Raw genomic sequence first — 24,965 nt, 5'->3', positions numbered from 1 at the left:
CTGATGAATTTCAGCTATCAGATCGATAGCCTGCTATTTTTTCAGTATGGTCTAACCTCACTCAGACGTCTGAAACAAGGGGGGATAATCCATGCTCGCGCAACTTCCACCGGCCTTACAGAATCTGCAACTACCGCTACGCCTGCGACTCTGGGACGGCCATGAATTCAACCTGGGGCCGGCGCCCAGCGTCACCATTGTGGTCAAGGACCCGCAACTGGTCACCCAGCTCACCCATCCCACTCTCGACTCGCTGGGGGCGGCGTTCGTCGAGGGCAAACTTGAGCTGGAAGGCTCGATCAGCGAAGTCATCCGGGTCTGCGACGAGCTGAGCCAGGCGTTGCTGGACGGCGAGGAACAAGTGCTGCCAGTACGCACCCTGCACGACAAGGCTACCGACGCGGCCGCCATCTCCTACCACTACGACCTTTCCAACGACTTCTACCAGCTGTGGCTCGACAGCGACATGGCCTATTCCTGTGCCTATTTCGAGACCGGCAGCGAAAGCCTGGAACAGGCCCAGCAAGCCAAATTCCGCCACCTGTGCCGCAAGTTGCGCTTGCAGCCCGGCGAATACCTGCTGGATGTCGGTTGTGGCTGGGGTGGGCTGGCGCGCTACGCGGCGCGGGAGTTCGGGGCCAAGGTATTCGGCATCACCCTGAGCAAGGAACAACTGGCGCTGGCCAAGGAGCGGGTGATCGCCGAAGGCTTGCAGGACCAGGTGGAACTGCAACTGCTGGACTACCGCGACCTGCCCCAGGACGGCCGCTTCGACAAAGTGGTGAGCGTCGGCATGTTCGAGCACGTGGGCCATGCCAACCTGGCGCAGTACTGCAAGACGCTGTTCGGCGCGGTGCGCGAAGGCGGCCTGGTGATGAACCATGGGATTACCGCCAAGTACACCGATGGACGTCCCGTGGGCCGTGGGGCCGGTGACTTCATCGAGAAGTACGTGTTCCCCAACGGCGAGCTGCCGCACCTGGCGATGATCTCGGCCGAGATCAGCGAAGCGGGGCTGGAGATCGTCGACGTGGAAAGCCTGCGCCTGCATTACGCCCGCACCCTGGACCACTGGAGCGAGCGCCTGGAGGACAACCTGGAAGCCGCCTCCCGGCTGGTGCCGGAACAGGTCTTGCGCATCTGGCGTCTGTACCTGGCCGGCTGTGCCTATGCCTTCGCCCGCGGCTGGATCAACCTGCACCAGATTCTTGCGGTCAAGGCCCACGCCGACGGCAGTCATGAACTGCCCTGGACTCGCGACGACCTGTATTACTCGTGAGCTAAAGAATCGGTGAAATAAGCCGGGCGACCCGCATGCCAAGCTGTTGCAGGCGGTGGGTTTCCCGGCTTTCTTTTTTGGCGATTTCACGGGAACGCTCGAAGTCGAAGTTGAGCATCTGTTCCACCTCCCTGGCGAAGGCTTCGTCCACGGTCAGCAACATCACCTCGAAATTCAGACGGAACGAGCGGTTGTCCAGGTTGGCGCTGCCGATCGCGCTGATTTCGCTGTCGATCAGCACCACTTTCTGGTGCAGGAAACCCGGCTGGTAACGGAACACCCGCACCCCGGCGCGTACCGCTTCGAAGGCGTACAGGCTGGACGCCGCGTAGACGATTCGATGGTCCGCGCGCGACGGCAGGAGGATTCGCACGTCCACCCCGCGCAGGGCGGCCAGGCGCAAGGCGGAGAACACCGCTTCGTCGGGGACGAAATAGGGGCTGGTGATCCATATCCGTTCGGTCGCCGCGTGGATGGCTTCGACGAAGAACAGCGAGCAGGTTTCATAAGGGTCCGCCGGGCCGCTGGCCAGCACCTGGCACAGCACACCGTCGTCGGGGTAAGTGTCCGGCAGGATCAGCGGCGGCAGTTGCCGCGAGGCCCAGAACCAGTCTTCGGCGAAGGATTCCTGCAGGCAGGCCACCACCGGGCCGCTGACTGAAACATGAGTGTCGCGCCAGGGCGACAAGGGCGGCTTTTTACCAAGGTACTCGTCGCCGACGTTATGCCCGCCGACAAACCCCAGCAGGCCATCGACCACCACTATCTTGCGGTGGTTGCGGAAGTTGATCTGGAAGCGATTGAGCCAGCCGCTGCGGGTGGCAAAGGCATGCACCTGGATGCCGGCATCGCGCAGTGGCTGCACATAGGAGTGGGGCAGGGAGTGGCTGCCGATGCGGTCGTAGAGCAGATGGATCGCCACACCTTCGCGAGCCTTTTTCAACAGCAGGTTTTGCAGGCGTCGGCCAAGGTCGTCATCGTGGATGATGAAGAACTGGATCAGCACCACTGTACGGGCGCGTTCGATGGCCTGGAAAATCGCGGCGAAGGTGGCATCGCCGTTGACCAGCAGCTGTACATGGTTGCTGGCCAGGCAAGGCATGCGCCCCAGCTTGGGCATGGCCCGCAGCGAGGTGTAGGCGGCCGAGGCGCGGGCACTCAGGGCCTCCTCGATCCAGGGGCGCCAGTTCAGCTCGTTGATCGCCTTGCGCATCTCCAGGTTGGCCTGGCGTCGGGCCTTGATATAGGCATCGAAGGTGCTGCGACCGAACACCAGATAGGGAATCAGGGTCAGGTACGGCATGAACAACAGCGACAGGGCCCAGGCAATGGCGCCTTGGGCGGTCCTGACGGTCAGCACCGCGTGGATGGCGGCAATCAGGCCGAGAAAGTGCAGGGTGGCAATCAGATAGCCAAAAATATGTGGGCCAAAATAATCCATGGGGCAGCCATGCTCCTTGACGATTCAATGCCTAACAGACCATGTTCCACGGCGATTGTCGCTAATTAATTCGTCATGCAACGCCGCTGCATTTTTGGCGTCTAACGGGCCACTACTGTCTAGGAGTCATTCGATGAAGCTTCGTCTACTGGGTTTGGCCATGGCTGCCGTTGTCTCGCTTCCGTTGGCCGCGCAGGCCCAGATGCTGCAACCTGGCCTGTGGGAACTGACCACCAGCAACATGAAAGTCGATGACCAGAGCCTGCCGGATCTGTCGTTGATTCTCGGTCAGTTGCAACAACAGCTGACCCCCGAACAGCGGGCGCAGCTGGAGAAGCAGGGCGTCACCATGGGCGGCAAGGGTATCCGTGTGTGCCTGACGCCGGACCAGGTGAAGTCCGACACCATTCCGCTGCAAGACCCGCAATCGGGCTGCCGCCAGGAGGTCACCGACCGCACCTCCAACCAGTGGAAGTTCCGTTTCAGTTGCCCGAAAGCCCAGGGCTCGGGCGTGGCGAAATTCCTCAGCGACCGTGAGTTCACCACCAACGTCAGCGGTACCTTCAATGCCACCGGCTTCCAGCAGAAGGGCAGCATGGACACCCGCGCGGTGTGGCTGGGGCAGGATTGCGGGACCGTTAAACCAAGGGCCTGAAGCATCGCGAGCAAGCTCGCTCCTACCGGTTCGGTGTCGTTCGTGCGTCGGTGAACCACCATTAATGTGTAGGAGCGAGCTTGCTCGCGATGGCGTCCTGGCGGACACCGCCGCTACAACTCCAGCCTCAACCGCTCCACCACCTCGCTCACTGGCCACCGCCCCAGATCCTCGCCATTGCGGCTGCGCAAGCTGACAAATCCCCCGTCCTTTTCCTTGTCGCCCACCACCAGCAGGTACGGCACCTTTTGCAGGCTGTGCTCGCGGATCTTGTAGCTGATCTTCTCGTTGCGCAGGTCGGCGCCGATCCGCAGGCCCTGGCGCTGCAGGGTGTCGGCCACCGACCGGGCGTAGTCCGCCTGGCCCTCGCTGATAGTGATCACCACTGCCTGGCGCGGTGCCAGCCAGCACGGCAGGGCGCCGCTGTAATGCTCGATGAGGATGCCGATGAAACGTTCCAGGGAACCGAACAGCGCGCGATGCAGCATCACCGGGCGCTGGCGTTCGCCGTGCTCGTCGATGTAGCTGATATCGAAACGTTCCGGCAGGTTGAGGTCGACCTGCAGGGTGCCGCATTGCCAATCGCGGCCAATGGCGTCGCGCAGCACGAACTCCAGTTTCGGGCCGTAGAACGCGCCTTCGCCGGGGTTGACCCGGTAGTCGATCGCCATGGTTTCCAGGGCGCCGGACAAGGCGCCTTCCAACTGGTCCCATAGCGCATCGCTGCCGATGCGATGGGCCGGACGGGTGGAGAGCTTGACCGCGACGTCGTGAAAGCCGAAATCGCGATAGATGTCGAACACCAGGGCGATGGTGCTGGCGCATTCCGCCTGCATCTGCGCCGGGGTGCAGAAGATGTGCGCGTCGTCCTGGGTGAAGTGGCGCACCCGCAGCAACCCATGCAACGCACCGGAGGGTTCGTAGCGATGCACCTTGCCGAACTCGGCGATGCGCAGCGGCAGGTCGCGGTAGCTTTTCAGGCCACGACTGAAGATCGACACCGCGCCGGGGCAGTTCATCGGCTTGAGGGCGAACACCCGCTGGTCCTCAGTGGTGGTGCTGAACATGTGATCGCGGTAGTTCTGCCAGTGCCCGGAGGTTTCCCAGAGGCTGCGGTCCATCACGTCCGGGGTGTTCACCTCCTGATAGCCAGCCTGGTCCTGGCGCCGGCGCATGTAGCCGATCAGTTGCTGGAACAGGGTCCAGCCCTTGGCATGCCAGAACACCGAGCCCGGCGCGCAGTCGTCGAAGTGGAACAGGTCCAGTTGCTGCCCGAGCTTGCGGTGGTCGCGCTTGCCGGCTTCTTCCAGGCGGGCCAGGTAATCCTTGAGGTCTTTCGGCGTGGCCCAGCAGGTGCCGTAGATCCGTTGCAGCGGCGCGTTCTTGGCATCGCCGCGCCAATAGGCGCCAGCGACCTTGGTCAGTTTGAACGCCTGGAGGGTTCCAGTGAACGGCACATGGGGGCCACGGCACAGGTCTTCGAAATCGCCCTGGCGGTACAGCGACAGCACCTGGTCTTGCGGGATGTCGCGGATCAGTTCGACCTTGTAGTGCTCGCCGAGGTTACCGAAATATTCCAGGGCGTCGTCGCGGGACAGCTCGCGGCGGCGTACCGCATGGTTGGTCGCGGCCAGGCGGATCATGCGCGCTTCGATGCACTGCAGGTCGTCGGGGGTGAAGGGCCGTTCGTAGGCAAAGTCGTAAAAGAAGCCGTCCTCGATCACCGGGCCGATGGTGACCTGGGCCGAGGGGTACAACTGCTTCACCGCCATGGCCAGCAGGTGCGCGCAGGAGTGGCGCAGGATCTCCAGGCCCTCGGGCTCACGGGCGGTGACGATACTGACCCGGGCATCGCTCTCAACCATAAAGGAACAATCCACCAGTCGATCGTTCACCCGGCCGGCGACGGCCGCCCTGGCCAGGCCGAGGCCGATGCTCGCGGCCACCTCGTACACGGAAAGCGGCTGATCGTACTCACGTTGCGAGCCGTCGGGCAGGGTGATGTGGATCATTGGGTGTTCCTTGGTGTTTCAGGGGGATTCAGGGAAAGGGCTCAGCGGGTAAAACGCAGCGGCAAACCCTGGCAGTTGTCGTACAGGCGCCCTGCGTGCCAGGCCAGTTGCCCCGATACCAGGGTGGTAGCAACGCTGTGCCGGAAACGCCGTTCGGCGAAGGGTGTCCAGCCGCACTGGGCGAGGATCGGCTGGCGGTCCACGGCGAAGCCCTCGGGCTCCGGCTTGATCAGTACCAGGTCGGCCCAGTAACCCTCGCGCAGGTAGCCGCGGTCGGGAATGGCGAACAGGTCGGCGACCCGGTGGCTGGTTTTCTCCACCAGGGTGGTGATGGGCAGCACGCCGTCGGCCACCAGTTCCAACAGGGCGGGCAGGGCGTGTTGCACCAGCGGCAACCCGGCAGGCGCCTGGCGGTAGGGCAGTTGTTTCTGCGCCCAGGTATGCGGCGCGTGGTCGCTGCCGATCACATCCAGGCGGTTGCCGAGCAGCGCCTGGCGCAGGGCGTCGCGATCGGCGCGGGTCTTGATCGCCGGGTTGCATTTGATCAGGTGCCCGAGGCGCGCGTAGTCACGGTCGTCGAACAGCAGATGGTGCAGGCAGACTTCGGCGGTGATGCGTTTTTGCGCCAGCGGCTTGTCTTCGAACAGCTCAAGTTCCCGGGCGCTGGTCAGGTGCAAGACATGCAGGCGAGTGCCGTGACGCTTGGCCAGATCCACGGCCAGCGACGAAGAGCGGTAACAGGCTTCGGCATCGCGGATCAGGGAGTGGGCCACGGCGGGAATCGCTTCGCCGAAACGCTCCTGCATGCGCCGTTCGTTGGCCAGGATGCTCGGCGTGTGTTCGCAGTGCGCCAGGAGCATGGTTGGCACTTCGGCGAACAAGCGCTCCAGGACCTGCGGATCGTCCACCAGCATGTTGCCGGTGGAGGCACCCATGAACACTTTGACCCCGGCCACCAGGCACGGGTCGAGGGCGGCGACCGTGTCGAGGTTGTCGCGGCTGACGCCGAAGTGAAAGCCAAAGTTCGCCACTGAATTGATGGCCGCGCGGCGTTTCTTGTCCTCCAGCGCGGCCAGGGTCAGGGTCGCGGGCTGGGTGTTGGGCATGTCCATGAAACTGGTGATGCCACCCGCCACGGCCGCTCGCGACTCGCTGTAGAAGCTGCCTTTCTCCGGTGCGCCGGGATCGCGGAAATGCACCTGGTCGTCGATCATGCCCGGCACCAGCCACTGGCCCTGGGCGTCGATCTCGGTGCGGGCGTTCTCGCCTTCTATGCTGCTGGCGATCTTCACGATGCGCCCTTGGTCCACCAACAGGTCGGCGTCGAACTCGCGTCCTTCATTGACCAGCCGGGCGTTGCGAATCAGCACGCTGTCCATGTTCAGAACTCGTTCTGCAGGGCTTTGTAACCGCGTACCAGATCGACGTTGGTGCGCGCCACGTCTTCGGAAAACTCCGAGGCGCTGACGCTGACCGGTGGGAACTGGGAGAGGTCGGTATTGGGCCCGATGCGGGTGGTGGAGGGCACGTAGAAGCCTTGCGGCAGGTCGCGGCCATCGACCACCGAGTTGTGCCGCACCACGCTGCCGTTGCCGACCGCGCAGTTGAACAGCACGCTGTTGAAGCCGATGAATACCCGGTCGCCGACTGTGCAGGGGCCATGGACGATGGAGCGGTGGGCGATGGAGGTGAACTCGCCGATGGTCACCGCCGCGCCGGATTTGGAGTGGATCACCACACCGTCCTGGATGTTCGAATTGGCGCCGATGATGATCGGATCCATGGCACCGTGCTCGTTGACTTCGTCGGCGCGGATCACCGCGTAGGGGCCGACGAAGACGTTCTCGCCGATCACCACTTTGCCGCAGATGATGGCGGTCTTGTCGACGTAGGCCGACTCGGCGATGACCGGCAGATCGCCGGAAGGGTTCTTGCGAATCATGTTGGGGCTTCCTGTAGCGGCGCGCTGATGACCTGCACCGCGCCGTCGCGAATGGCGTTGTAGAAACAGTTGGGGCGCCCGGTGTGGCAGGCCGGGCCTTGTTGATCCACCAGCAGCAGGACGGCGTCGCCGTCGCAGTCCAGGCGTGCTTCGAGCAGACGCTGGCGATGCCCCGAGCTTTCGCCCTTGCGCCACAGTTGCCGGCGCGAGCGCGACCAGTAGCAGACCTGCCCGCTGGCGAGGGTCTCGGCCAGGGCCCTGCGGTTCATCCAGGCCAGCATCAGCACCTCGCCGCTGTCGTGCTGCTGGGCGATGGCGGCGATCAGGCCGTCGGTGTTCCACGGCAGGGCATCGAGCACACCGGTGAGAGGCCAACGGCTGCCTGGGGGGGCGCTTTCCAGGTCGAGCATCGACAGTGGCGGGCGCTTGTTCATGGTTGGCTTCATGGCTGGTTCAGGGCGTCGTACAGGGTGTCCAGGTTGCATTCGAACAACCCGGTGAACGTGCTGGCTGGCCCCTTGGCGGCGAGGGCATCGGAGTACAGGGTGCCGCCGATGCGGGCGCCGCTTTCGTCGGCGATCTGCTTGAGCAGGCGCGCGTCCTTGATGTTCTCCATGAACACCGCCTTGACCTTGGCATTGCGGATCTGGGTAATCAGCGCCGCGACTTCGGCGGCCGAGGGTTCGCGCTCGGTGGACAGCCCCTGTGGGGCCATGAAGTCGATGCCGTAGGCCTGCCCCAGGTAACCGAAGGCATCGTGGGAGGTAACGATCTTGCGGTTGCCCGGCGGCAGTGCGCCGAACTTGGCCTTGGCCTCGGCCAGCAGCGCGTAGATCCGTTTCAGGTAGGCCTGGCTGTTGCGTTCGTAGTCGGCCTTGTTCGCCGGGTCGGCGGTCACCAGCGCCTTGGTGATGTTGCTCACATAGAGTTCGGCGTTCGCCAGGTTGTGCCAGGCGTGAGGGTCGGGAATGGTCTCGCCGTCCTCATCCAGCGAGCGTGGGATCACCCCGCGGCTGGCAGTGATCACCGGGGCCTGGGTGCCGGTACTGGCTACCAGGCGATCCAGCCACGGCTCGAAACCCAGGCCGTTCTTGATGATCAACCGGGCCTTGAGCAGGGCCTTGGCATCGTCCGGCGTCGGTTCGTAGGTGTGGGCGTCGGCGTCCGGGCCGACCATGTCGGTGATCTGGATGTGCTCGCCGCCGACCTCTCGGGTGATGTCGGCGAGGATGCTGAAGCTGGTGACCACTGCGAGTTTGTCCGCGGCCTGGGCGTGTGACAGCGACAACGGCAGCAACAGACTGAAGAGCACGAGTAGGGCGCGCATCGGGGAACACCTCATGGGGATGTGAGCAAAGGCGGGCGGCGCAGCAGACCGTGCACCGGACCGAACACCACGGACAGCAAATACAGGCCGCCAGCTACCAGGACGATGGCCGGGCCGCTGGGCAGCGAGTAATGGAACGACAGCAACAGGCCGAGCCATACCGAGAGGCAGCCGAGCAGCGCGGCGATGCCGATCAGCACCGGCAGGCGGCGACTCCAGAAGCGTGAGGCGGCGGCCGGCAGCATCATCAGGCCGACCACCATCAAGGCGCCGATGGCCTGGAAACCGATCACCAGGTTCAGCACCACCAGGGTCAGGAACAGGCCATGGGCGAGGGGGCCAAGGCGGCTGACACTGTTGAGGAACAGCGGGTCTAGGGTGTCCAGCAGCAACGCCTTGTAGATCAGTGCCATGGCTACCAGGCTGAACCCGGAGACCCAGAGCATGCCATCGAGGGTTGGCCCATCCACCGCCAGGGCCGAGCCGAACAGCAGGTGCAGCAGGTCCAGGCGTTTGCCGGCAAGGCCAAGAATCAGCACGCCGCTGGCCAGGCAAATCGGGTAGATCGCGGCCAGGCTGGCGTCTTCGCGCAAGCCGGTGCGCCGGGTAATCCAGGCGGCCAGGCCGGCCATGCCCAGGCCGGCACCGAGGCCGCCGAAGGTCAGCGCCGGCAGGCTCAGCCCGGCGAACCAGAAGCCCAGCGCCGCGCCAGGGAGGATGCCGTGGGCCACGGCATCGCCGATCAGGCTCATGCGCCGCAGGATCAGAAACACCCCCAGCGGTGCGGTGCTGCACGCCAACACCAGGCCGCCGAGCAACGCCCGGCGCATGAACACGAATTCGTGGAAGGGTTGCCAGAGCTGGGCGGCGGCGAGCATCAGGCCACCTGCATCCGCAGGGGCTGGACGATCAGCTCTTCGCTGCTGCCGAACAGGCACCCGCTGGCCTTGATCACCAGCGTCTGGGGGATGTGCTGGCGCACGGCGGCGAGGTCATGGCAGACCACGATTTGCGTGCGACCCTGCTGCTGCCAGCGGTGGATGTGTTCCCACAACAGGACCTGGCCCAGTTCGTCCAGGGCGGCGTGGGGTTCGTCCAACAGCAACAGCGGGGCATCGGCAAGGCTCAGGCGCGCGAGCAGGGCACGCTGCAATTCGCCGCCGGACAAGGCCATCAGCGGGCGTTGTTCCAGGCCGCTCAGGCACCAGTCTTCGAGCACCTGCTGCAGGCGTTCGGCGCGCTGTTGCGAGCTTTGTCGACCCCCCCAGAAGCCGGCGGCTACCAGCTCTTGCAGAGTGATGGGGAACTGCCGGTCCAGGTATTGCTGCTGGGGCAGAAAGGACAGGCCGCCACGGCGGGGAACCTGCAACCTGACTTTCCCGGCCAAGGGTTTTTGCAGGCCGGCGATGACCTTCAGCAGGCTGCTTTTGCCCGAGCCGTTGGCGCCGATGATGGCGGTCAGGCTGCCTGGCTTCAGCTCGAGGTCGAGCGCTGGCGTCAGCGGCTGGCCGGGCGCACCCCAACGCAGCGATTGCAGGTCGATCATGCAGCCTCCCAGTTCCAGCGGCTTTCCGCTACGGCGTCGTGGGCGTGCAGGCTTTCGGCGTGAACCACGCGCACCTGGAAGGCGCGAATGCCTGGCGAGCGTTGCAAGGCGAGGTTCAGGCGGCGCGCGGCGTCTTCGCAGAACATCAGGTTTTGCCCGTTGGCCAGGGCAAAGGCTTGTTCGTCGGCGCGTTTCACCGCGGTTTGTACCGCGGTACCGAGGGCGGCTTCGGCGTCGTTGATGGCTGCCATCAGCGGCAACTCATCGAGAAAATCGTCCAGGCGCAGCTGCAATTGCGCGGAGCTGCGCTGGCTGTGAGGGGTGGCGACTATGCCTTTCGAAGAGCCGAGCCAGTCCAGGATGTCTTCGTGTTGCAGCTGCCGATTGGCGAAGTCATCGATGAATTGCTGCTGAATCAGTTGCCTGGAAAGCGCAGCGGAACAAGGGCATGTGGAGGAATAAGGCACCTCGATTTTTAGTTCCACGTGGAACATCGCGTTTTTCAGGCGTGCTTCGATGCTCACCGGATAGGTTTTCCAGCCGGCCAAAGGGCTGATCAAGGCCGGGCGCTTCAGCAGCAGATCGGTATGAATTCGCAGGTAGGCACTGCTGGACAGGCCGTCATGGCTGTCGAGAAAACGTTGCAGTACCTGGCGCATCAGGGCTGGGGTGAGGTTTTCCTGTTCGAGCATTTCCAGCGCCAGATACAGGCGCGACATATGAATGCCACGTGCTTCGCCATCGTCGAGGCTGACGCCGGCGTCTGCTTTTGCGCCAATTCGCTGGCCATCAAACAACACAGGTAAGGCAATGCCACACATGCCCACCCACTCAAGGGGCAGGGCCTGGCGTGCGGCCTGCGCGGCGATATCCGGCAGAGTCAGCGCATTCATGAGCAGGTCCATCGTTGGAAACAATTCACTATGTTATATTATAACAGTGCGATCGATGAAACCTTTTCCTGAACGTTTTTTCACCAAGCCTTATCGAGCACGGAGGCTCCACAATCTGCGGTGTAAGTCATGCACAGACGTCAGTTGCTCAACCTGCTGTTGGCCAGCGCGGCCCTGGTTCTGCCTTTGGGGGTATCCGCCACCCAGATTCGCAACCTGCGGTTATGGAATTCGGCCGACAAACTGCGCCTGGTGCTCGATCTGAGTGGGCCGGTGCAATACAAAACCTTCACTCTCAGCGCACCGGAACGGTTGATCATCGACCTTCGCAGCGCGCAGCTCAGTGGCGATTTCAGCCAGCTGGCCCTGGCCAACACGCCGATTCGCGCGATCCGTTCCGGGCACTTTGGCCAGGGCGATACGCGGATCGTCCTCGACCTGGCCGAACCGCAGCGGCTCGACAGCTTTCTGCTGCCGCCGCAGGACGGCCAGGGCCACCGGCTGGTGCTCGACCTGAGCAACGCCACTCGCATCCCACAGCAGATTGCGGCGGTCGCCGCCCCGGCTTTGCCGCGTGAAACGCCGGCGGACCGGGCGCATCCCAAGCGCGACATTATCGTCGTGGTCGACCCGGGCCACGGCGGCAAGGACCCGGGGGCGGTCGGCGCCCGGGGCGAGCGGGAGAAAGATGTGGTGCTGGCGATCGCCCAATTGCTGGCCAAGCGGCTGAAGCGTGAGAAGGGCTTCGATGTGAAGCTGGTGCGCAACGACGATTTCTTCGTGCCGCTGCGCAAGCGGGTGGAGATCGCCCGCAAGCACAAGGCCGACATGTTTATCTCGGTGCATGCCGATGCGGCGCCGCGCCTGACGGCGTCCGGGGCCTCTGTGTATGCCCTGTCGGAAGGCGGCGCGACGTCGGCCACCGCGCGCTTCATGGCGCAACGCGAGAACGGCGCCGACCTGCTGGGCGCCACCAGCCTGCTCAATCTGAAAGACAAGGATCCGATGCTCGCCGGGGTGATTCTCGACATGTCGATGAACGCGACCATCGCCGCCAGCCTGCAGTTGGGCAGCACCGTGTTGGGCAGCCTGGCGGGCATCACCAGCCTGCATCAGAAACGCGTGGAACAGGCCGGCTTCGCGGTGCTCAAGTCTCCCGACGTGCCCTCGATCCTGGTGGAGACCGGCTTCATCTCTAACAGCCGCGACAGCCAGCGCCTGGTGACCGCGCGGCACCAGCAGGCGATTGCCGACGGGTTGTTCGCGGGCTTGCAGAGCTACTTCCAGAAGAACCCGCCGGTGAACAGCTACATGGCCTGGTTGCAGGAGCAGAAAAGAGCCCACGCCTGACGCTGCCCAGGCTTCTGTAGGAGCACAGCTTGCATGCGCTGAAGACGCTGCGCTGTATCAGCTATACCGCGTAGGCGTTCATCGCGGGCAAGTCGGATCGCCGCCCGCCCGCTCGCTCCTCCAAAATACTCCGCTCAGCAGCCAGTGATCCGGCTGCACATGAACTTGCCGCTGCTGCCACCAGAACTGGAAAAACGGTTGCGGGTAGTCCAGCCGATGCGCTGGCTGTAGCCGACCCAGGCTTCGCCGTCGGAGGCCAGGCCAGTAAAGAAAGTCAGTTGACCGTAGCGGCTGTTGGTCTGCGCCCAATAACGTTTGCCGGCGACTTCGAAGCCTCGCAGATAAGTGGTGCTACCCGCGGTCGCGACGCTGTAGGCGTTGCCTTCGGCATCCACGCAGGCCAGCAGATTGGCGCTGCGGGTGCAGGTGGCCAGGGCGCCGGGTACTTGCGCGTTGGCAGTGCCCATGACCAGCAGGGACAGGCTCAGCAGCATGTATTTCAGGGCATTGCGCATCGGCGTTCTCGGCAAGGGACGCTCAAGCATCCCGCCCTTCGTCGCGGGCGGCAAGAGAGGGTTGGCTTATTTGTATTGTTATACTATAACATTAAATAAAGCCTGATCCGTGACCCACCATGACTGAACGCCCGATGACCGAAGCGCAACTTCTCGCCCAACCCGAGGCGGACTACATGAACGACGCCCAGCAGGCCTATTTCCGTGAGCTGCTGCTGACCCAGCGCGTCGAGCTGCAAGAGCGCATCGACGGTGAATTCGAGGTGCTGCGCGAGCAGGAGCCCCACAGTGACCCCGCCGATATTGGCAGCGCCGAGGAACAACGCCAGTGGCAACTGCGCCTGCTGGAGCGGGAAAAGAAGCTGCTGGACAAGATCGACGAAGCCCTCGAACGCCTGGCCCGCGGCGAGTACGGCTGGTGCCGCGAAACCGGCGAGCCCATTGGCCTCAAGCGCCTGCTGCTGCGGCCCACCGCGACCCTGAGTATCGAAGCCAAAGAACGCCAAGAGCTGCGCGAGCGCCATCAACGGGCGATCTGACCCAGCCACCCAGCCCCCGATGAGGACCCCCTGATGACCGACCGTCTCCCCGTTACCGTGCTGTCCGGCTTTCTCGGCGCCGGCAAAAGCACGCTGCTCAACTACGTTCTGCGCAACCGCGACAACCTGCGGGTGGCGGTGATCGTCAACGACATGAGCGAAATCAACATCGACGGCAGCGAAGTGCAGCGCGATGTCAGCCTCAACCGTGCCGAAGAAAAACTGGTGGAAATGAGCAACGGCTGCATCTGCTGCACCCTGCGCGAAGACTTGCTGGAAGAGGTCGGCAAGCTGGCCAGGGACGGGCGTTTCGATTACCTGCTGATCGAGTCCACCGGCATCTCCGAACCACTGCCGGTGGCCGAGACCTTCACCTTTCGCGACGAATCGGGGCAGAGCCTGGCCGACATCGCGCGGCTGGACACCATGGTCACGGTGGTCGATGGCATGAACTTCCTGCTCGATTACCAGGCCGCGGAAAGCCTGGCGTCCCGTGGCGAAACCCTGGGTGAGGAGGACGAGCGCTCGATCACCGACCTTTTGATCGAGCAGATCGAGTTCGCCGACGTGATCCTGATCAGCAAGATCGACCTGATCGGCAGTGACGAGCGCCAGGAATTGATCGCCATCCTCGAACGCCTCAATTCCCAGGCGGAAATCATCCCGATGGTGATGGGGGAGGTGCCGCTGGCGAAGATCCTCAATACCGGCCGTTTCGACTTCGAGCGGGCCGCCCAGGCGCCGGGCTGGTTGCAGGAACTGCGCGGCGAGCACGTGCCGGAAACCGAGGAGTACGGCATCGCTTCCAGCGCCTATCGGGCGCGGCGGCCGTTCCATCCGCAGCGTTTTTTCGACTTCATCAACCGCCCCTGGATCAACGGCAAGCTGTTGCGTTCCAAGGGCTTTTTCTGGCTCGCCAGCAAGCATCAGGAGGCCGGCAGTTGGTCCCAGGCTGGCGGTCTGATGCGTCATGGTTTCGCCGGGCGCTGGTGGCGTTTCGTGCCGAAGCAACACTGGCCGCAAGACGCGGAAAGCACCGCGGCGATCATGCAGAACTGGACCGCCGCCACCGGCGACTGCCGCCAGGAACTGGTATTCATCGGCCAGAACATCGACTTCGCCCGGCTCACCGCCGAACTCGACGACTGCCTGCTGACTGACGACGAAATGGCCCAGGGCGTGGAGGGCTGGCGCCTGATGCGCGACCCGTTCGGCCCCTGGCATGAAGAGGCGGCTGCTTGATGCATTACCGACCGCTGCCCACTGCAGGAGCGAGCGTGCTCGCGAAAAATACCTTACGGCCAACGCCACAAAAACTGACACGGCGCCAAGCTTTCGGCCCAGCCCCCATCGTCCTCGCCGAGGTACTGGACGATGAGGTCAACCTGGCCCTGTGGCAGCGCCAGTTGCCGGCGCATATCGCCGATTTCGGTGCCTTGCTGCTGTCGCTGAACGAGCCGTTGGCCGAGTCGCTGTCGCTGGAACTCGACACCGAGGACGCGGAGCCGAACTTGCGCGGCCTGGCCTCCGGCTTCAGCGATCTGCAGGGATACGACGGCTTTATCGCCGATGTCGCCTGGCTGGTCAGCGCCTTTGCCTGTCTGCTGGGCGCCAAGCGTGTCGGCCTGCGCCTGCGGATGCTGGATAAGGCCATGTGCCCGCGTTTTCATGTCGACCATGTGCCGGTACGGCTGATCACCACCTATGCCGGTGTTGGCAGCCAATGGCTGCGCGAGGGCGCGATGGACCGTCGGCAACTGGGCCAGGCCGAGGCCGAACCCACGGATGGCGCGCTGATCCAGCAGATCGCCAGTGGCGAGGTGGCCCTGTTCAAGGGCGAGAAATGGCTGGGCAACGAGGGCTTCGGCCTGATCCACCGTTCGCCGCAACCGGCTCCCGGCGAACGCCGACTGATCCTCACCCTGGACTGGCTCGGCTGATCCCGTTGCGATCGGCAGCGAAGCTGACGCGCTTTAAAGGACATCAAAAGGCGCTGCGCGCTGTATCGCAGCCTGCGGCAGTGGCTACGGGAATTTCGTCGCCGCCGGTTAGCGCGTAGGATCTATCACCTTCTTTCCGAGCGCTCCACCCATGCTGCACAACATCCCCACCCACGTCATCGCCGGCCCCCTCGGCGCGGGCAAGACCAGCCTGATCCAGCACCTGTTGGCACAGCGCCCGGCCAACGAGCGCTGGGCAGTGCTGATCAACGAGTTCGGCCAGATCGGCCTGGACGCGGCATTGCTGACCCGGGACGAGGACGGTATCGCCCTGGGCGAGGTGGCCGGTGGCTGCCTGTGCTGCGTCAACGGCGCGCCGTTCCAGGTGGGCCTGGGGCGCCTGTTGCGCAAGGCCCGGCCCGATCGCCTGTTTATCGAACCTTCCGGCCTGGGGCACCCGGCGCAGTTGCTCCAGCAATTGCGCGAGGCGCCCTGGCAAAAGGTTCTGGCCGTGCAACCTTGCGTGCTGGTACTCGATGCCCTGGCGCTGGCGGCCGGCAAGCCGTTGCCGCGGGCCCAGCAGGAGGCGCTGCCCAGTGCCGGCCTGTTGCTGCTGAACAAGGACGAAGGGCTCGACGCGGCGCAGCGTCAGGGCATTCTCGAGCAGTTGCCGGCCTGTCCGGTGTTCTGGACCACCCGCGGGACCTTGCCGCTGGATCGTTTGCCTGGGGTGGACGTTCAGGCGGGGGCGGCTGTAGAGGCCTTCGAAGTGCCCAAGGGATTGGCTCAGTTGCCGGCGATCTGGACCGATCCGGCCCAACCCATCTGCCTGAGCCAGGCCCAGGAGGGCGGCTGGAGCATCGGTTGGCGCTGGCACCCGAGCCGGGTGTTCGATGTTCGGCATATGGAGCGATGGCTGGCTGGCCTCGACTGGCGCCGGGCCAAGCTGGTGATCCATGGTGCCGATGGCTGGGTCTCGGGCAACGCCCTGGATAACGCCGCGCCGCTCTGGCAAGCCAGCGAATGGCGCCGCGATTCACGCATCGAGCTGATCTTCAACGAGGCGCAAGACGTGGCCGTCCTGCAACAATCCCTGGCCGAGTGCTGCCAATAACCCAACGCGGTCCGATGCTTCTTGTAGGAGCGAAGCTGGCTCGCGATAGCCGCGAAGCGGCGGTCTATCTGCCACACCGCGTCATCGTCGACATTCTTCGCGGGCCAGCCTCGCTCCTACAGGATTGCATAGGCGGTTGGCGCTACTTGCTGCGCTCTTCGCGCCACTGGCTCAGCTCGATCACCTCGGCGCTGCGGGTCGGCACGGGTGGGGGGGCTGGCGTTTCAATCGGGTAGGGCGCCAGTTCGATCTGCGCGCTGTGGGCGCCGAACTGGGTGATGGTCCCCGCATGGCGGGTTTCGCCGGTGACGGTGAACTCGAAGTTGTAGATCCGGGCCAGGCGCCGGCGACCCCTGGCGTCCCTGACGAAACCGATGCGCTTCAACGCCACGTTGCCGTCCAGCAGCTCGATATCGAGCCGCGCGCAATGCTGCTTGACCCTCTCCAGCGCCCGCTCGCGCAGGCCGTGGTTGTGCCATAGCCAGGCGGCGCCGGTCGCCAGCAGCATCAGCACGAAAATGTTTCCAAGGGTCAGCATGAGGTGCGCTCCAACGAAGTCGCACCAGCTTAACTGCGTCTTCGGTCTGTCGTACAGGTTGGGTTTAGTCGCATACTGCGCGGCTCGAATTTCAATCGTTTTACGGAATGACTCGAATGAAACGCACGCCTCATCTGCTCGCGATCCAGTCCCATGTGGTCTTCGGCCATGCCGGCAACAGCGCCGCGGTGTTTCCCATGCAGCGGGTCGGGGTGAATGTCTGGCCGCTCAATACCGTGCAGTTCTCCAATCACACGCAATACGGCCAGTGGGCCGGCGAAGTACTGTCGCCGCACCAGATTCCGGAGCTGGTGGAAGGCATTGCCGCCATCGGCGAGCTGGGCAATTGCGATGCGGTGCTGTCCGGCTACCTGGGCAGCGCGGCGCAGGGGCGGGCGATCCTCGGTGGCGTGGCGCGGATCAAGGCGACCAACCCCAAGGCCCTGTACCTGTGCGACCCGGTGATGGGCCACCCGGAAAAGGGCTGCAGCGTGCCACAGGAGGTCAGCGATTTTCTCTTGGAAGAAGCCGCGGCCGTGGCGGACTTCCTCTGCCCCAACCAGTTGGAGCTGGACAGCTTCGCCGGCCGCAAGCCGCAGTCGCTGTTCGACTGCCTGGCCATGGCCCGGGCGCTGCTGGCTCGTGGGCCGAAGGCGGTGCTGGTCAAGCATCTGGACTACCCGGGCAAACTGCCGGACGGCTTCGAGATGCTGCTGGTGACTACCGAAGGCAGCTGGCACCTGCGTCGTCCGCTGCTGGCATTCCCGCGCCAGCCGGTGGGCGTGGGCGACCTGACTTCGGGTCTGTTCCTGGCCCGGGTGCTGCTGGGCGACAGCCTGGTGGCGGCGTTCGAGTTCACCGCCGCGGCGGTGCATGAAGTGCTGCTGGAAACCCAGGCCTGCGCCAGTTACGAACTGCAGCTGGTACGGGCCCAGGACCGGATCACCCATCCGCGGGTGCGGTTCGAGGCGGTGCCGATCGAGTTGTGATGGGGGCGGCCTTATCGCGAGCAAGCTCGCTCCTGCAAGAGCGCCCTGGCTCGCGATGAAGCGAACGATCAGGCGTCGGCCTTGATTTCCTGATAACGCTTTTCCAGCTCCTGGCGGATCTGCCGGCGCTGCTGGGCCTGCATGAAGCGGCGCTTGTCTTCGCTGGTCTGGGGTTGCAGGGGCGGTACGGCGGCGGGTTTGCGCTGGTCGTCCACGGCCACCATGGTGAAGAAGCAACTGTTGGTATGGCGCACCGAGCGCTCGCGGATGTTCTCGGTGACCACCTTGATACCGACTTCCATCGACGTGTTGCCGGTGTAGTTGACCGAGGCCAGGAAGGTCACCAGTTCGCCGACATGGATCGGCTCGCGGAAGATCACCTGGTCCACCGACAGGGTCACCACATAACGGCCGGCATAACGGCTGGCGCAGGCGTAGGCGACTTCATCGAGGTACTTGAGCAGGGTGCCGCCGTGGACATTGCCTGAGAAGTTGGCCATGTCAGGGGTCATCAATACCGTCATCGACAGCTGGGCGTTTCCGGGTTCCATAGCACACTCACGGGTTAAGGCAGGGATTGCGGGGCGCACCTCTGCGGGTGCTTGGGTCAGCGTTTCAAACCATCGATAACGGGACGCTGTGCCCGCGGTCGCCGTCACGCGGCGACCTATCTGTTTCCATATATTGCACCGCCTTTCTGGCACAAGTCGCGATGTTAACCTTCAAAAGCCCGTCCCAAGGGCTTTTCCCGCTGGTCGGCAGGTCACGTAACAAGCCGCGCCGCAGGCAAGAACACGACCCCAAGGAGCCCCACGCCATGCATGCCATCAGCTTTATTCAGGACCTGGCAGTGATCATGCTGGTCGCTGGCGTGGTGACCATTCTCTTCCACCGGCTCAAGCAGCCGGTGGTCCTCGGTTATATCGTCGCCGGCTTCATCATCGGCCCGCACACCCCGCCGTTCGGCCTGATCCACGACGAAGACACGATCAAGACCCTGGCCGAGCTGGGGGTGATTTTCCTGATGTTTTGCCTGGGCCTGGAGTTCAGCCTGCGCAAGCTGTTCAAGGTCGGCGCCACGGCCTTTATCGCGGCGTTCATGGAAATCGTGCTGATGATCTGGATCGGCTACGAGATCGGCCGCTGGTTCGGCTGGAGCACCATGGACTCGCTGTTCCTCGGCGCGATCCTGGCGATTTCCTCGACCACCATCATCGTCAAGGCGCTCAACGACCTGAAGATGAAGAACCAGCGCTTCGCCCAGCTGATCTTCGGGGTGCTGATCGTCGAGGACATCCTCGGCATCGGCATCATAGCCCTGCTCTCGAGCATCGCGGTCAGCGGCACCGTCAGCTCCGGGGAAGTGTTCTCCACCGTCGGCAAGCTCTCGCTGTTCATGATCGTCGCCCTGGTCATCGGCATTCTGCTGGTGCCGCGGCTGCTGGCCTACGTCGCCAAGTTCGAAAGCAACGAGATGCTGCTGATCACCGTGCTGGGGCTGTGCTTCGGCTTCTGCCTGCTGGTGGTCAAGCTGGAGTACAGCATGGTGCTTGGCGCCTTCCTGATCGGCGCGATCATGGCCGAGTCGCGGCAATTGCTGAAGATCGAGCGCCTGATCGAGCCGGTTCGCGACCTGTTCAGTGCGATCTTCTTCGTCGCCATCGGCCTGATGATCGACCCGCAGATCCTCCTGCAATACGCCTGGCCGATCGCGGTGATCACCGTCGCGGTGGTGCTGGGCAAGATGCTGTCCTGCGGCCTGGGCGCCTTTATCGCTGGCAACGACGGTCGTACCTCGCTGCGGGTCGGCATGGGCCTGTCCCAGATCGGCGAGTTCTCCTTCATCATCGCGACGCTGGGCATGACGCTGCAGGTCACCAGTGACTTTCTCTACCCGGTGGTGGTCGCGGTATCGGCTGTCACCACCTTGCTCACGCCTTACCTGATCCGCGCCGCCGACCCGCTGTCGCTGAAGCTCGCCGCCGTGATGCCGACCCGCCTGAGCCGGGTGCTGGGCATGTACGGCGAATGGCTGCGCAGCATCCAGCCCCACGGCGAAGGGGCGCTGCTGGCGTCGATGATCCGGCGGATCCTGTTGCAGGTGGGGGTCAACCTGGCGCTGGTGGTGGCGATCTTCTTCTCCGGCGGTTATTTCGCCGCGCGCATCGGCGATTACCTGCAGGACTGGATCGGCGATCCGAGCTGGCAGAAGGCGCTGATCTGGGGTGGGGCGCTGCTGTTGTCGCTGCCGTTCCTGATCGCCGCCTATCGCAAGCTCAAGGCCCTGTCGATGCTGCTGGCAGAGATGGGCGTGAAGCCGGAAATGGCCGGGCGTCACACCCAGCGCGTGCGCCGGGTGATCGCCGAGGTGATTCCGGTGTTGTCGTTGCTGGTGATCTTCCTGCTATTGGCGGCGCTGTCTTCGAGCATCCTGCCGACCACCGAGCTGCTGGTGCTGATCGCGGTGGTGACGGCGGCGGTGGCCGCACTGCTGTGGCGCTGGTTCATCCGCGTGCACACCCGGATGCAGGTGGCCCTGCTGGATACCCTGGATAACCACAAGGAAGACAACGGGCACTAATTGCCGGGCGATGCGCAACTCAAGGGCTGGTCGCGCCAGTGTCGCCAGGCTTCGACCCAGCCCTGGTCGTGGGTGACGCCGGGCAGGTTGACGGATTGCACGCACAAGGCCTTTGCCCCCAGCGCCTGCCGATAGGCGGGGTAGAGGTTGGCAGGCATGCTGCGTGCTCAGTGCTTACTACTGAGCCATGGGGGCCTGACAACCCGCCAGCAGGCTGCCGGCGAGTAGCGTCGATGCGCTGATCAACCCGCTGGGGCGGCCGCTTGCGAATGTCAGGCAACGGGCGGCAGTCGATCCATGCGTCTGCGCCCGCGGAGCGAAACCGCGCAAGGCCGATCAGCTTTCCAGCCAGACGTCCCGCGCCCAGTGCCACACCGACTCCCAGGACTCTTCGGTGATCAGCTCTTCTTCACCGGACCAGAGCACCACGGTGCCGTCTTCCTCGACGCAGTAGTAGTCGTCACCGTCCTGGCAGATCGGGATCAGTTCGCGCGGTACGCCCATGTCCCAGGCGGTGGCGGCGACTTCCGGCAGGTAGGTGTGGGATTGCGGGTCGGTCACGGTGACCGGTTCCAGGCTGCCGTAGACGACATCGCTCACGGTCAACAGGAACTCTTTGAAGACGAAGGGGATATTGATGAACAGCTGTTCTTCGATTTCCACCAGCAGGTCTTCATCCGGCAGTTCCAGGGGAACGGGTACCGGTTCGTTTGCTTCACGGAGTTGCTCGATGACTTCTTCCACGGCCTGGGTCCTCTTAGCTCTATGGCGCGGTTTAAATAGACGGCGGTTTATACAGTAGCTCGCTATAAGTGCAATCGTGAAATGCAAAACCCCGACCTGAGCCGGGGTTTTGCGATTAGCGAGATGACACTGGAGAGGATCAGCCGTTCTGGCGGATACCTGCAACCAGCCAAGGCTGGTTTTCGCCCTGGGCGCGCTCCATGTTCCAGCTTTCGCTGAACACTTCGCCCTGGTCGAAACGCGAGCTCTTCGACACGCCGGTGAAGGTCAGAGTCGCGATGGTCTTGTCGGCACGGTCGTCGACGCCTTCAAGCTGCACATTGAGGTTGTCGATGTAGGTCGACTGGAGGCCGTCGCCCAGATCGGCACGTTCCTGCTTCAGGAACTGCAGCATCTGCGGGGTCACGAACTCGGCGATCTTGTCCATTTCGTTGGCGTCCCAGTGTTGCTGCAGGGACTGGAAGTGGTTGCGCGCGGCTTCGACGAAGCGCTCTTCGTTGAACCAGGCCGGGGCGTTGATCACCGGACGGGCCGCGGCGGCAGGTGCAGCCGAACCGCCGAAGATCGAACCGGAGGCCGGTTTTGGCTCGAAGGCTTCACGCTGCATCGGCGCGTGGCCGGCCGGAGCGTACTGCTCCTGCTGCTTGCGACGACGGGCGGCGATGAAGCGGAAGACCAGGAAGGCGATGACCGCCATGATCAGGATGTCGAAGATCTGCATGCCCTGGAAGCCGTCGCCCATGAACATGGAGGCCAGCAGGCCGCCCGCGGCGATACCGGCCAATGGGCCGAGCCAGCGCGATGCACCGCCGGCTTTGGCGGCAGCGCCCGCGGCACCGGCAGCCCCTGCGGTCGCAGCGGCAGGACCCATGCCGGAAGAGGACGGAGCCATTTGGCTGGTCTGGTGGGTCGGCGCAGCGCCGGCGCTTTTGCCGCCACCAAAGCGCTTGGCGTTGGCGTCGAGGCTCATCGTCAGGCCGATGCACAACGCCATGGCGATGCTAAGAAAACGTTTCATAAAGGGAATTCCCATTTGTGGATGGCACGCGCGCCATGTTGCACAGGTGAAGTGTCACTGGCTAGCGGCAGAGTGTTTCGGGCTTTTGCCTGACAGCCGCGGTTCAGCTTCGGTCGAGGCGAGTGGGCCCTGTATGGGGTTGTCCGTTGGGCGGATGCAACGGTTCAGTGGCCAGGCATCCCGGCGCCAGCAGTCTCACTGCCGGCGCCGATCGGGCCGATTGCGCCCCATGTCGCGGGTCGCTTCTCGTTCAGAAGCATCGCCCTTGCATGGCCAAGCCTGGGCTTCAGATGGCTTCGAGCTTGGCGTAGCCGAGCATCAGCCACTTGCTGCCTTCGCTGAAGTTCACCTGGACCCGGGCCTGGGCGCCGGCGCCTTCGAAGTTGAGGATCACGCCGTCGCCGAATACCGAGTGGCGCACGGCCTGGCCGAGGCTGAGGCCGGTGTCCGGGATCTCGCTGCCGCCGAACAGGCTGCTGGTGCTCTGCGACTGGCCACCGCCGAACGGACGGCTGACGCTGTTGGACAGACGCACTTCCTGGATCAGCCCCTTCGGCACTTCCCGTACGAAACGCGACACCTTGTTGTAGGTTTCGCTGCCGTACAGGCGTCGGGTTTCGGCGTAGGTCATCACCAGGTTCTGCATCGCCCGGGTGATGCCGACGTAGGCCAGGCGACGTTCTTCTTCAAGGCGGCCGGGTTCTTCCAGGCTCATCTTGTGCGGGAACAGGCCTTCTTCCATGCCCACCAGGAACACGTAGGGGAATTCCAGGCCCTTGGCGCTGTGCAGGGTCATGAGCTGGATGCTGTCTTCGTGCTCGTCGGCCTGGGTGTCGCCGGCTTCCAGCGAAGCGTGGCCGAGGAAGGCCGCCAGCGGCGTCAGTTCCTGGTCTTCTTCGGTATGTTCGAAGTTGCGCGCGGCGCTGACCAGTTCCTCGAGGTTTTCCACCCGGGCCTGGCCTTTCTCGCCTTTTTCCGCTTCGTGGTAGGCGATCAGGCCGGACTGCTCGATGACGGTCTGGGTCATCAGGTGCAGCGGCATCTCGGCGGTCACGGTCGCCAGGTGCTCGATCAGCTCCATGAAGGCGCCCAGGGCACCGGCGGCCCGCCCGGTCACGCCTTTATTGGCCACCAGCTGGCGCATCGCTTCCCACATCGATACATGGCTGTGGCGCGCGTGTTCGCGAATCGCTTCGACCGTCTTTTCGCCAATGCCGCGGGTTGGCACGTTGATCACCCGCTCCAGGGCCGCGTCGTTGCCGCGACCTTCGAGCAGGCGCAGGTAGGCCATGGCGTTCTTGATTTCGGCGCGTTCGAAGAAGCGTTGGCCGCCGTAGATGCGGTACGGAATGCGCTCGCGCAGCAGCGCTTCTTCCAGCACCCGCGACTGGGCGTTGGAGCGATAGAGGATGGCGATATCGCTGCGGGCCAGGCCGGTCTTCAGGGCGCTTTCGATGGTTTCCACCACGTAGCGCGCTTCATCGTGTTCGTTGAAGGCGGCGTACAGGTTGATCGCTTCGCCTTCGCCGCCGTCGGTCCACAGCTCCTTGCCCAGGCGCCCGGTGTTATTGGCGATCAGGGCGTTGGCGGCCTTGAGGATGCCGGCGGTGGAGCGGTAGTTCTGCTCCAGGCGGATCACTTCGGTGTCCGGGAAGTCTTCGGAGTACTGGTGGATGTTCTCGATCTTCGCGCCGCGCCAGCCGTAGATCGACTGGTCGTCGTCGCCCACCACCATCAGGCTGTCGCCGCCCTTGGCCAGCAGGCGCAACCAGGCGTACTGCACGGCGTTGGTGTCCTGGAACTCGTCCACCAGCACGTGGCGGAAACGCTTCTGGTAGTGCGCCAGCAGGCCCGGGTGGTCGCGCCACAGGTCCAGGGCGCGCAGCAGCAGCTCGGAGAAGTCGATGACCCCGGCGCGCTGGCAGGCGGCCTCGTAGGCTTCGTAGATGCCGCGCATGGTGGCCAGGAACAGGTCGCCGCTGGCTTGGATGTGTTGCGGACGCAGGCCTTCGTCCTTCTGCCCGTTGATGAACCACTGGGCCTGCCGGGCCGGCCAGCGCTGCTCGTCCAGGCCGAGGTCGCGGATCACCCGCTTGACCAGGCGTTGCTGGTCGTCGCTGTCGAGGATCTGGAAGGTCTGGCTCAGGCCGGCCTCTTGCCAGTGCGCCCGCAGCAGGCGGTGCGCCAGGCCGTGGAAGGTGCCGACCCACATGCCGGCCGGGTTGATACCCATCAACTGCTCGATGCGCTGGCGCATCTCGGCAGCGGCCTTGTTGGTGAAGGTCACCGACAGGATCGAGTGGGGCGAGGCGTTCTCGACCTGGATCAACCAGGCGATACGGTGCACCAGCACTCGGGTTTTACCGGAGCCAGCACCGGCCAGGACCAACTGACGACCCAAGGAGGCCGCTACGGCCTGGCGTTGGGCATCGTTGAGGGAGTTCAGCAGAAGGGAGAGATCATCGCGCATCGGGGCATTCTAGGGGGCTGGCGCACACCGGGCAAACCCAGCTTTGGTTTAGCCGATAAAAGAACGCTGGGG

General features: G+C 64.0%; 25 protein-coding genes. 9 read left to right on the top strand and 16 right to left on the bottom strand.

The window, feature by feature from the left end; genetic code table 11:
* Positions 1–91 precede the first annotated feature (91 nt).
* A complete protein-coding gene (gene cfaB, locus IF690_RS00705; RefSeq protein ID WP_202698449.1) occupies positions 92–1,279 on the top strand; it encodes a C17 cyclopropane fatty acid synthase CfaB in 1,188 nt (395 codons plus the stop codon).
* Between the two features lies 1 nt (position 1,280).
* Here cfaB and cls read toward each other — a convergent pair whose 3' ends face one another.
* On the bottom strand, positions 1,281–2,720 hold the full coding sequence (gene cls / locus IF690_RS00700) for a cardiolipin synthase (RefSeq protein WP_202698448.1): 1,440 nt from the start codon (positions 2,718–2,720) through the stop codon (positions 1,281–1,283).
* Positions 2,721–2,853: 133 nt separating this feature from the next.
* Here cls and IF690_RS00695 point away from each other — a divergent pair, with 133 nt between their 5' ends.
* Positions 2,854–3,375, top strand: coding sequence for a DUF3617 domain-containing protein (locus tag IF690_RS00695; RefSeq protein ID WP_023967738.1), 522 nt, complete (start codon positions 2,854–2,856; stop codon positions 3,373–3,375).
* 113 nt (positions 3,376–3,488) lie between these two features.
* Here IF690_RS00695 and thrS read toward each other — a convergent pair whose 3' ends face one another.
* The 8 genes from thrS to folE2 are packed head-to-tail and all read right to left on the bottom strand — an operon-like array spanning position 3,489 to position 11,095.
* Positions 3,489–5,387, bottom strand: a complete 1,899-nt coding sequence (gene thrS / locus IF690_RS00690) for a threonine--tRNA ligase (RefSeq protein WP_202698447.1) — start codon at positions 5,385–5,387, stop codon at positions 3,489–3,491.
* 41 nt (positions 5,388–5,428) lie between these two features.
* Positions 5,429–6,766: a dihydroorotase gene (locus IF690_RS00685; RefSeq protein ID WP_202698446.1), complete on the bottom strand. Its 1,338-nt coding sequence runs from the start codon at positions 6,764–6,766 to the stop codon at positions 5,429–5,431.
* A 2-nt stretch (positions 6,767–6,768) separates the two neighbouring features.
* On the bottom strand, positions 6,769–7,329 hold the full coding sequence (locus IF690_RS00680; RefSeq protein WP_009051649.1) for a gamma carbonic anhydrase family protein: 561 nt from the start codon (positions 7,327–7,329) through the stop codon (positions 6,769–6,771).
* Positions 7,326–7,763, bottom strand: a complete 438-nt coding sequence (gene hisI / locus IF690_RS00675; protein ID WP_202698445.1) for a phosphoribosyl-AMP cyclohydrolase — start codon at positions 7,761–7,763, stop codon at positions 7,326–7,328. Before hisI ends, IF690_RS00680 begins: the two co-directional genes overlap by 4 nt.
* 8 nt (positions 7,764–7,771) lie before the next feature.
* Positions 7,772–8,656 (bottom strand): metal ABC transporter substrate-binding protein, encoded by an 885-nt coding sequence (locus tag IF690_RS00670; RefSeq protein ID WP_202698444.1) that lies wholly within the window; start codon positions 8,654–8,656, stop codon positions 7,772–7,774.
* 11 nt (positions 8,657–8,667) lie between these two features.
* Positions 8,668–9,534, bottom strand: coding sequence for a metal ABC transporter permease (locus IF690_RS00665; RefSeq protein WP_202698443.1), 867 nt, complete (start codon positions 9,532–9,534; stop codon positions 8,668–8,670).
* Positions 9,534–10,202 (bottom strand): metal ABC transporter ATP-binding protein, encoded by a 669-nt coding sequence (locus IF690_RS00660; protein ID WP_202698442.1) that lies wholly within the window; start codon positions 10,200–10,202, stop codon positions 9,534–9,536. The genes IF690_RS00665 and IF690_RS00660 overlap by 1 nt, the downstream gene beginning before the upstream one ends.
* Positions 10,199–11,095 carry a GTP cyclohydrolase FolE2 gene (gene folE2, locus IF690_RS00655; protein ID WP_202698441.1) on the bottom strand — a complete coding sequence of 299 codons (897 nt, stop codon included), beginning with the start codon at positions 11,093–11,095 and terminating at the stop codon, positions 10,199–10,201. Before folE2 ends, IF690_RS00660 begins: the two co-directional genes overlap by 4 nt.
* Positions 11,096–11,224: 129 nt before the next feature.
* Between folE2 and IF690_RS00650 the strand changes: the two genes are divergently transcribed.
* Positions 11,225–12,445, top strand: a complete 1,221-nt coding sequence (locus IF690_RS00650; protein ID WP_202698440.1) for an N-acetylmuramoyl-L-alanine amidase — start codon at positions 11,225–11,227, stop codon at positions 12,443–12,445.
* A 134-nt stretch (positions 12,446–12,579) separates the two neighbouring features.
* Here the strand turns inward: IF690_RS00650 and IF690_RS00645 are convergent, their stop codons facing one another.
* Complete coding sequence (locus tag IF690_RS00645; protein WP_202701251.1) at positions 12,580–12,960, bottom strand: glutamine synthetase; 381 nt, start codon at positions 12,958–12,960, stop codon at positions 12,580–12,582.
* Positions 12,961–13,094: 134 nt separating this feature from the next.
* On the opposite strand from IF690_RS00645, the gene dksA reads away from it, so the two are divergent.
* The 4 genes from dksA (at position 13,095) to IF690_RS00625 (ending at position 16,553) form a co-directional block, all read left to right on the top strand.
* Positions 13,095–13,499 (top strand): RNA polymerase-binding protein DksA, encoded by a 405-nt coding sequence (dksA, locus tag IF690_RS00640; protein ID WP_202701249.1) that lies wholly within the window; start codon positions 13,095–13,097, stop codon positions 13,497–13,499.
* A 33-nt stretch (positions 13,500–13,532) separates the two neighbouring features.
* Positions 13,533–14,741 carry a zinc metallochaperone GTPase ZigA gene (gene zigA / locus IF690_RS00635; protein WP_202698439.1) on the top strand — a complete coding sequence of 403 codons (1,209 nt, stop codon included), beginning with the start codon at positions 13,533–13,535 and terminating at the stop codon, positions 14,739–14,741.
* Positions 14,741–15,439: a DUF1826 domain-containing protein gene (locus tag IF690_RS00630; protein ID WP_202698438.1), complete on the top strand. Its 699-nt coding sequence runs from the start codon at positions 14,741–14,743 to the stop codon at positions 15,437–15,439. Before zigA ends, IF690_RS00630 begins: the two co-directional genes overlap by 1 nt.
* Positions 15,440–15,590: 151 nt before the next feature.
* On the top strand, positions 15,591–16,553 hold the full coding sequence (locus tag IF690_RS00625; RefSeq protein WP_202698437.1) for a CobW family GTP-binding protein: 963 nt from the start codon (positions 15,591–15,593) through the stop codon (positions 16,551–16,553).
* A gap of 142 nt (positions 16,554–16,695) precedes the next feature.
* Here the strand turns inward: IF690_RS00625 and IF690_RS00620 are convergent, their stop codons facing one another.
* Positions 16,696–17,091: a DUF3301 domain-containing protein gene (locus IF690_RS00620; protein ID WP_202698436.1), complete on the bottom strand. Its 396-nt coding sequence runs from the start codon at positions 17,089–17,091 to the stop codon at positions 16,696–16,698.
* A 116-nt stretch (positions 17,092–17,207) separates the two neighbouring features.
* On the opposite strand from IF690_RS00620, the gene pdxY reads away from it, so the two are divergent.
* Positions 17,208–18,080, top strand: a complete 873-nt coding sequence (gene pdxY, locus IF690_RS00615; RefSeq protein WP_202698435.1) for a pyridoxal kinase PdxY — start codon at positions 17,208–17,210, stop codon at positions 18,078–18,080.
* Between the two features lie 68 nt (positions 18,081–18,148).
* Here the strand turns inward: pdxY and IF690_RS00610 are convergent, their stop codons facing one another.
* Positions 18,149–18,631: an acyl-CoA thioesterase gene (locus tag IF690_RS00610; RefSeq protein WP_007927601.1), complete on the bottom strand. Its 483-nt coding sequence runs from the start codon at positions 18,629–18,631 to the stop codon at positions 18,149–18,151.
* A gap of 266 nt (positions 18,632–18,897) precedes the next feature.
* Here IF690_RS00610 and IF690_RS00605 point away from each other — a divergent pair, with 266 nt between their 5' ends.
* Positions 18,898–20,661: a cation:proton antiporter gene (locus tag IF690_RS00605; protein ID WP_202698434.1), complete on the top strand. Its 1,764-nt coding sequence runs from the start codon at positions 18,898–18,900 to the stop codon at positions 20,659–20,661.
* On the opposite strand, the gene IF690_RS00600 is transcribed toward IF690_RS00605, so the two are convergent.
* The 4 genes from IF690_RS00600 to uvrD form a co-directional block, all read right to left on the bottom strand.
* Positions 20,658–20,819, bottom strand: a complete 162-nt coding sequence (locus tag IF690_RS00600; protein WP_252189525.1) for a hypothetical protein — start codon at positions 20,817–20,819, stop codon at positions 20,658–20,660. The two genes, IF690_RS00605 and IF690_RS00600, sit on opposite strands and share 4 nt — an antisense overlap.
* Before the next feature lie 178 nt (positions 20,820–20,997).
* Positions 20,998–21,405 carry an SMI1/KNR4 family protein gene (locus IF690_RS00595; protein WP_007927598.1) on the bottom strand — a complete coding sequence of 136 codons (408 nt, stop codon included), beginning with the start codon at positions 21,403–21,405 and terminating at the stop codon, positions 20,998–21,000.
* A 139-nt stretch (positions 21,406–21,544) separates the two neighbouring features.
* Positions 21,545–22,423 (bottom strand): Tim44 domain-containing protein, encoded by an 879-nt coding sequence (locus IF690_RS00590; protein ID WP_202698433.1) that lies wholly within the window; start codon positions 22,421–22,423, stop codon positions 21,545–21,547.
* Between the two features lie 286 nt (positions 22,424–22,709).
* Positions 22,710–24,893, bottom strand: a complete 2,184-nt coding sequence (gene uvrD, locus IF690_RS00585) for a DNA helicase II (RefSeq protein ID WP_124325791.1) — start codon at positions 24,891–24,893, stop codon at positions 22,710–22,712.
* Positions 24,894–24,965 lie beyond the last annotated feature (72 nt).

Origin of the sequence: Pseudomonas sp. SK3(2021) (assembly GCF_016772375.1) — a bacterium.
Classification (GTDB): Bacteria; Pseudomonadota; Gammaproteobacteria; order Pseudomonadales; family Pseudomonadaceae; genus Aquipseudomonas; species Aquipseudomonas chlororaphis_I.
Note: the sequence above shows the minus strand (reverse complement) of the source record. Positions and strands in the feature narration are given on the sequence as shown.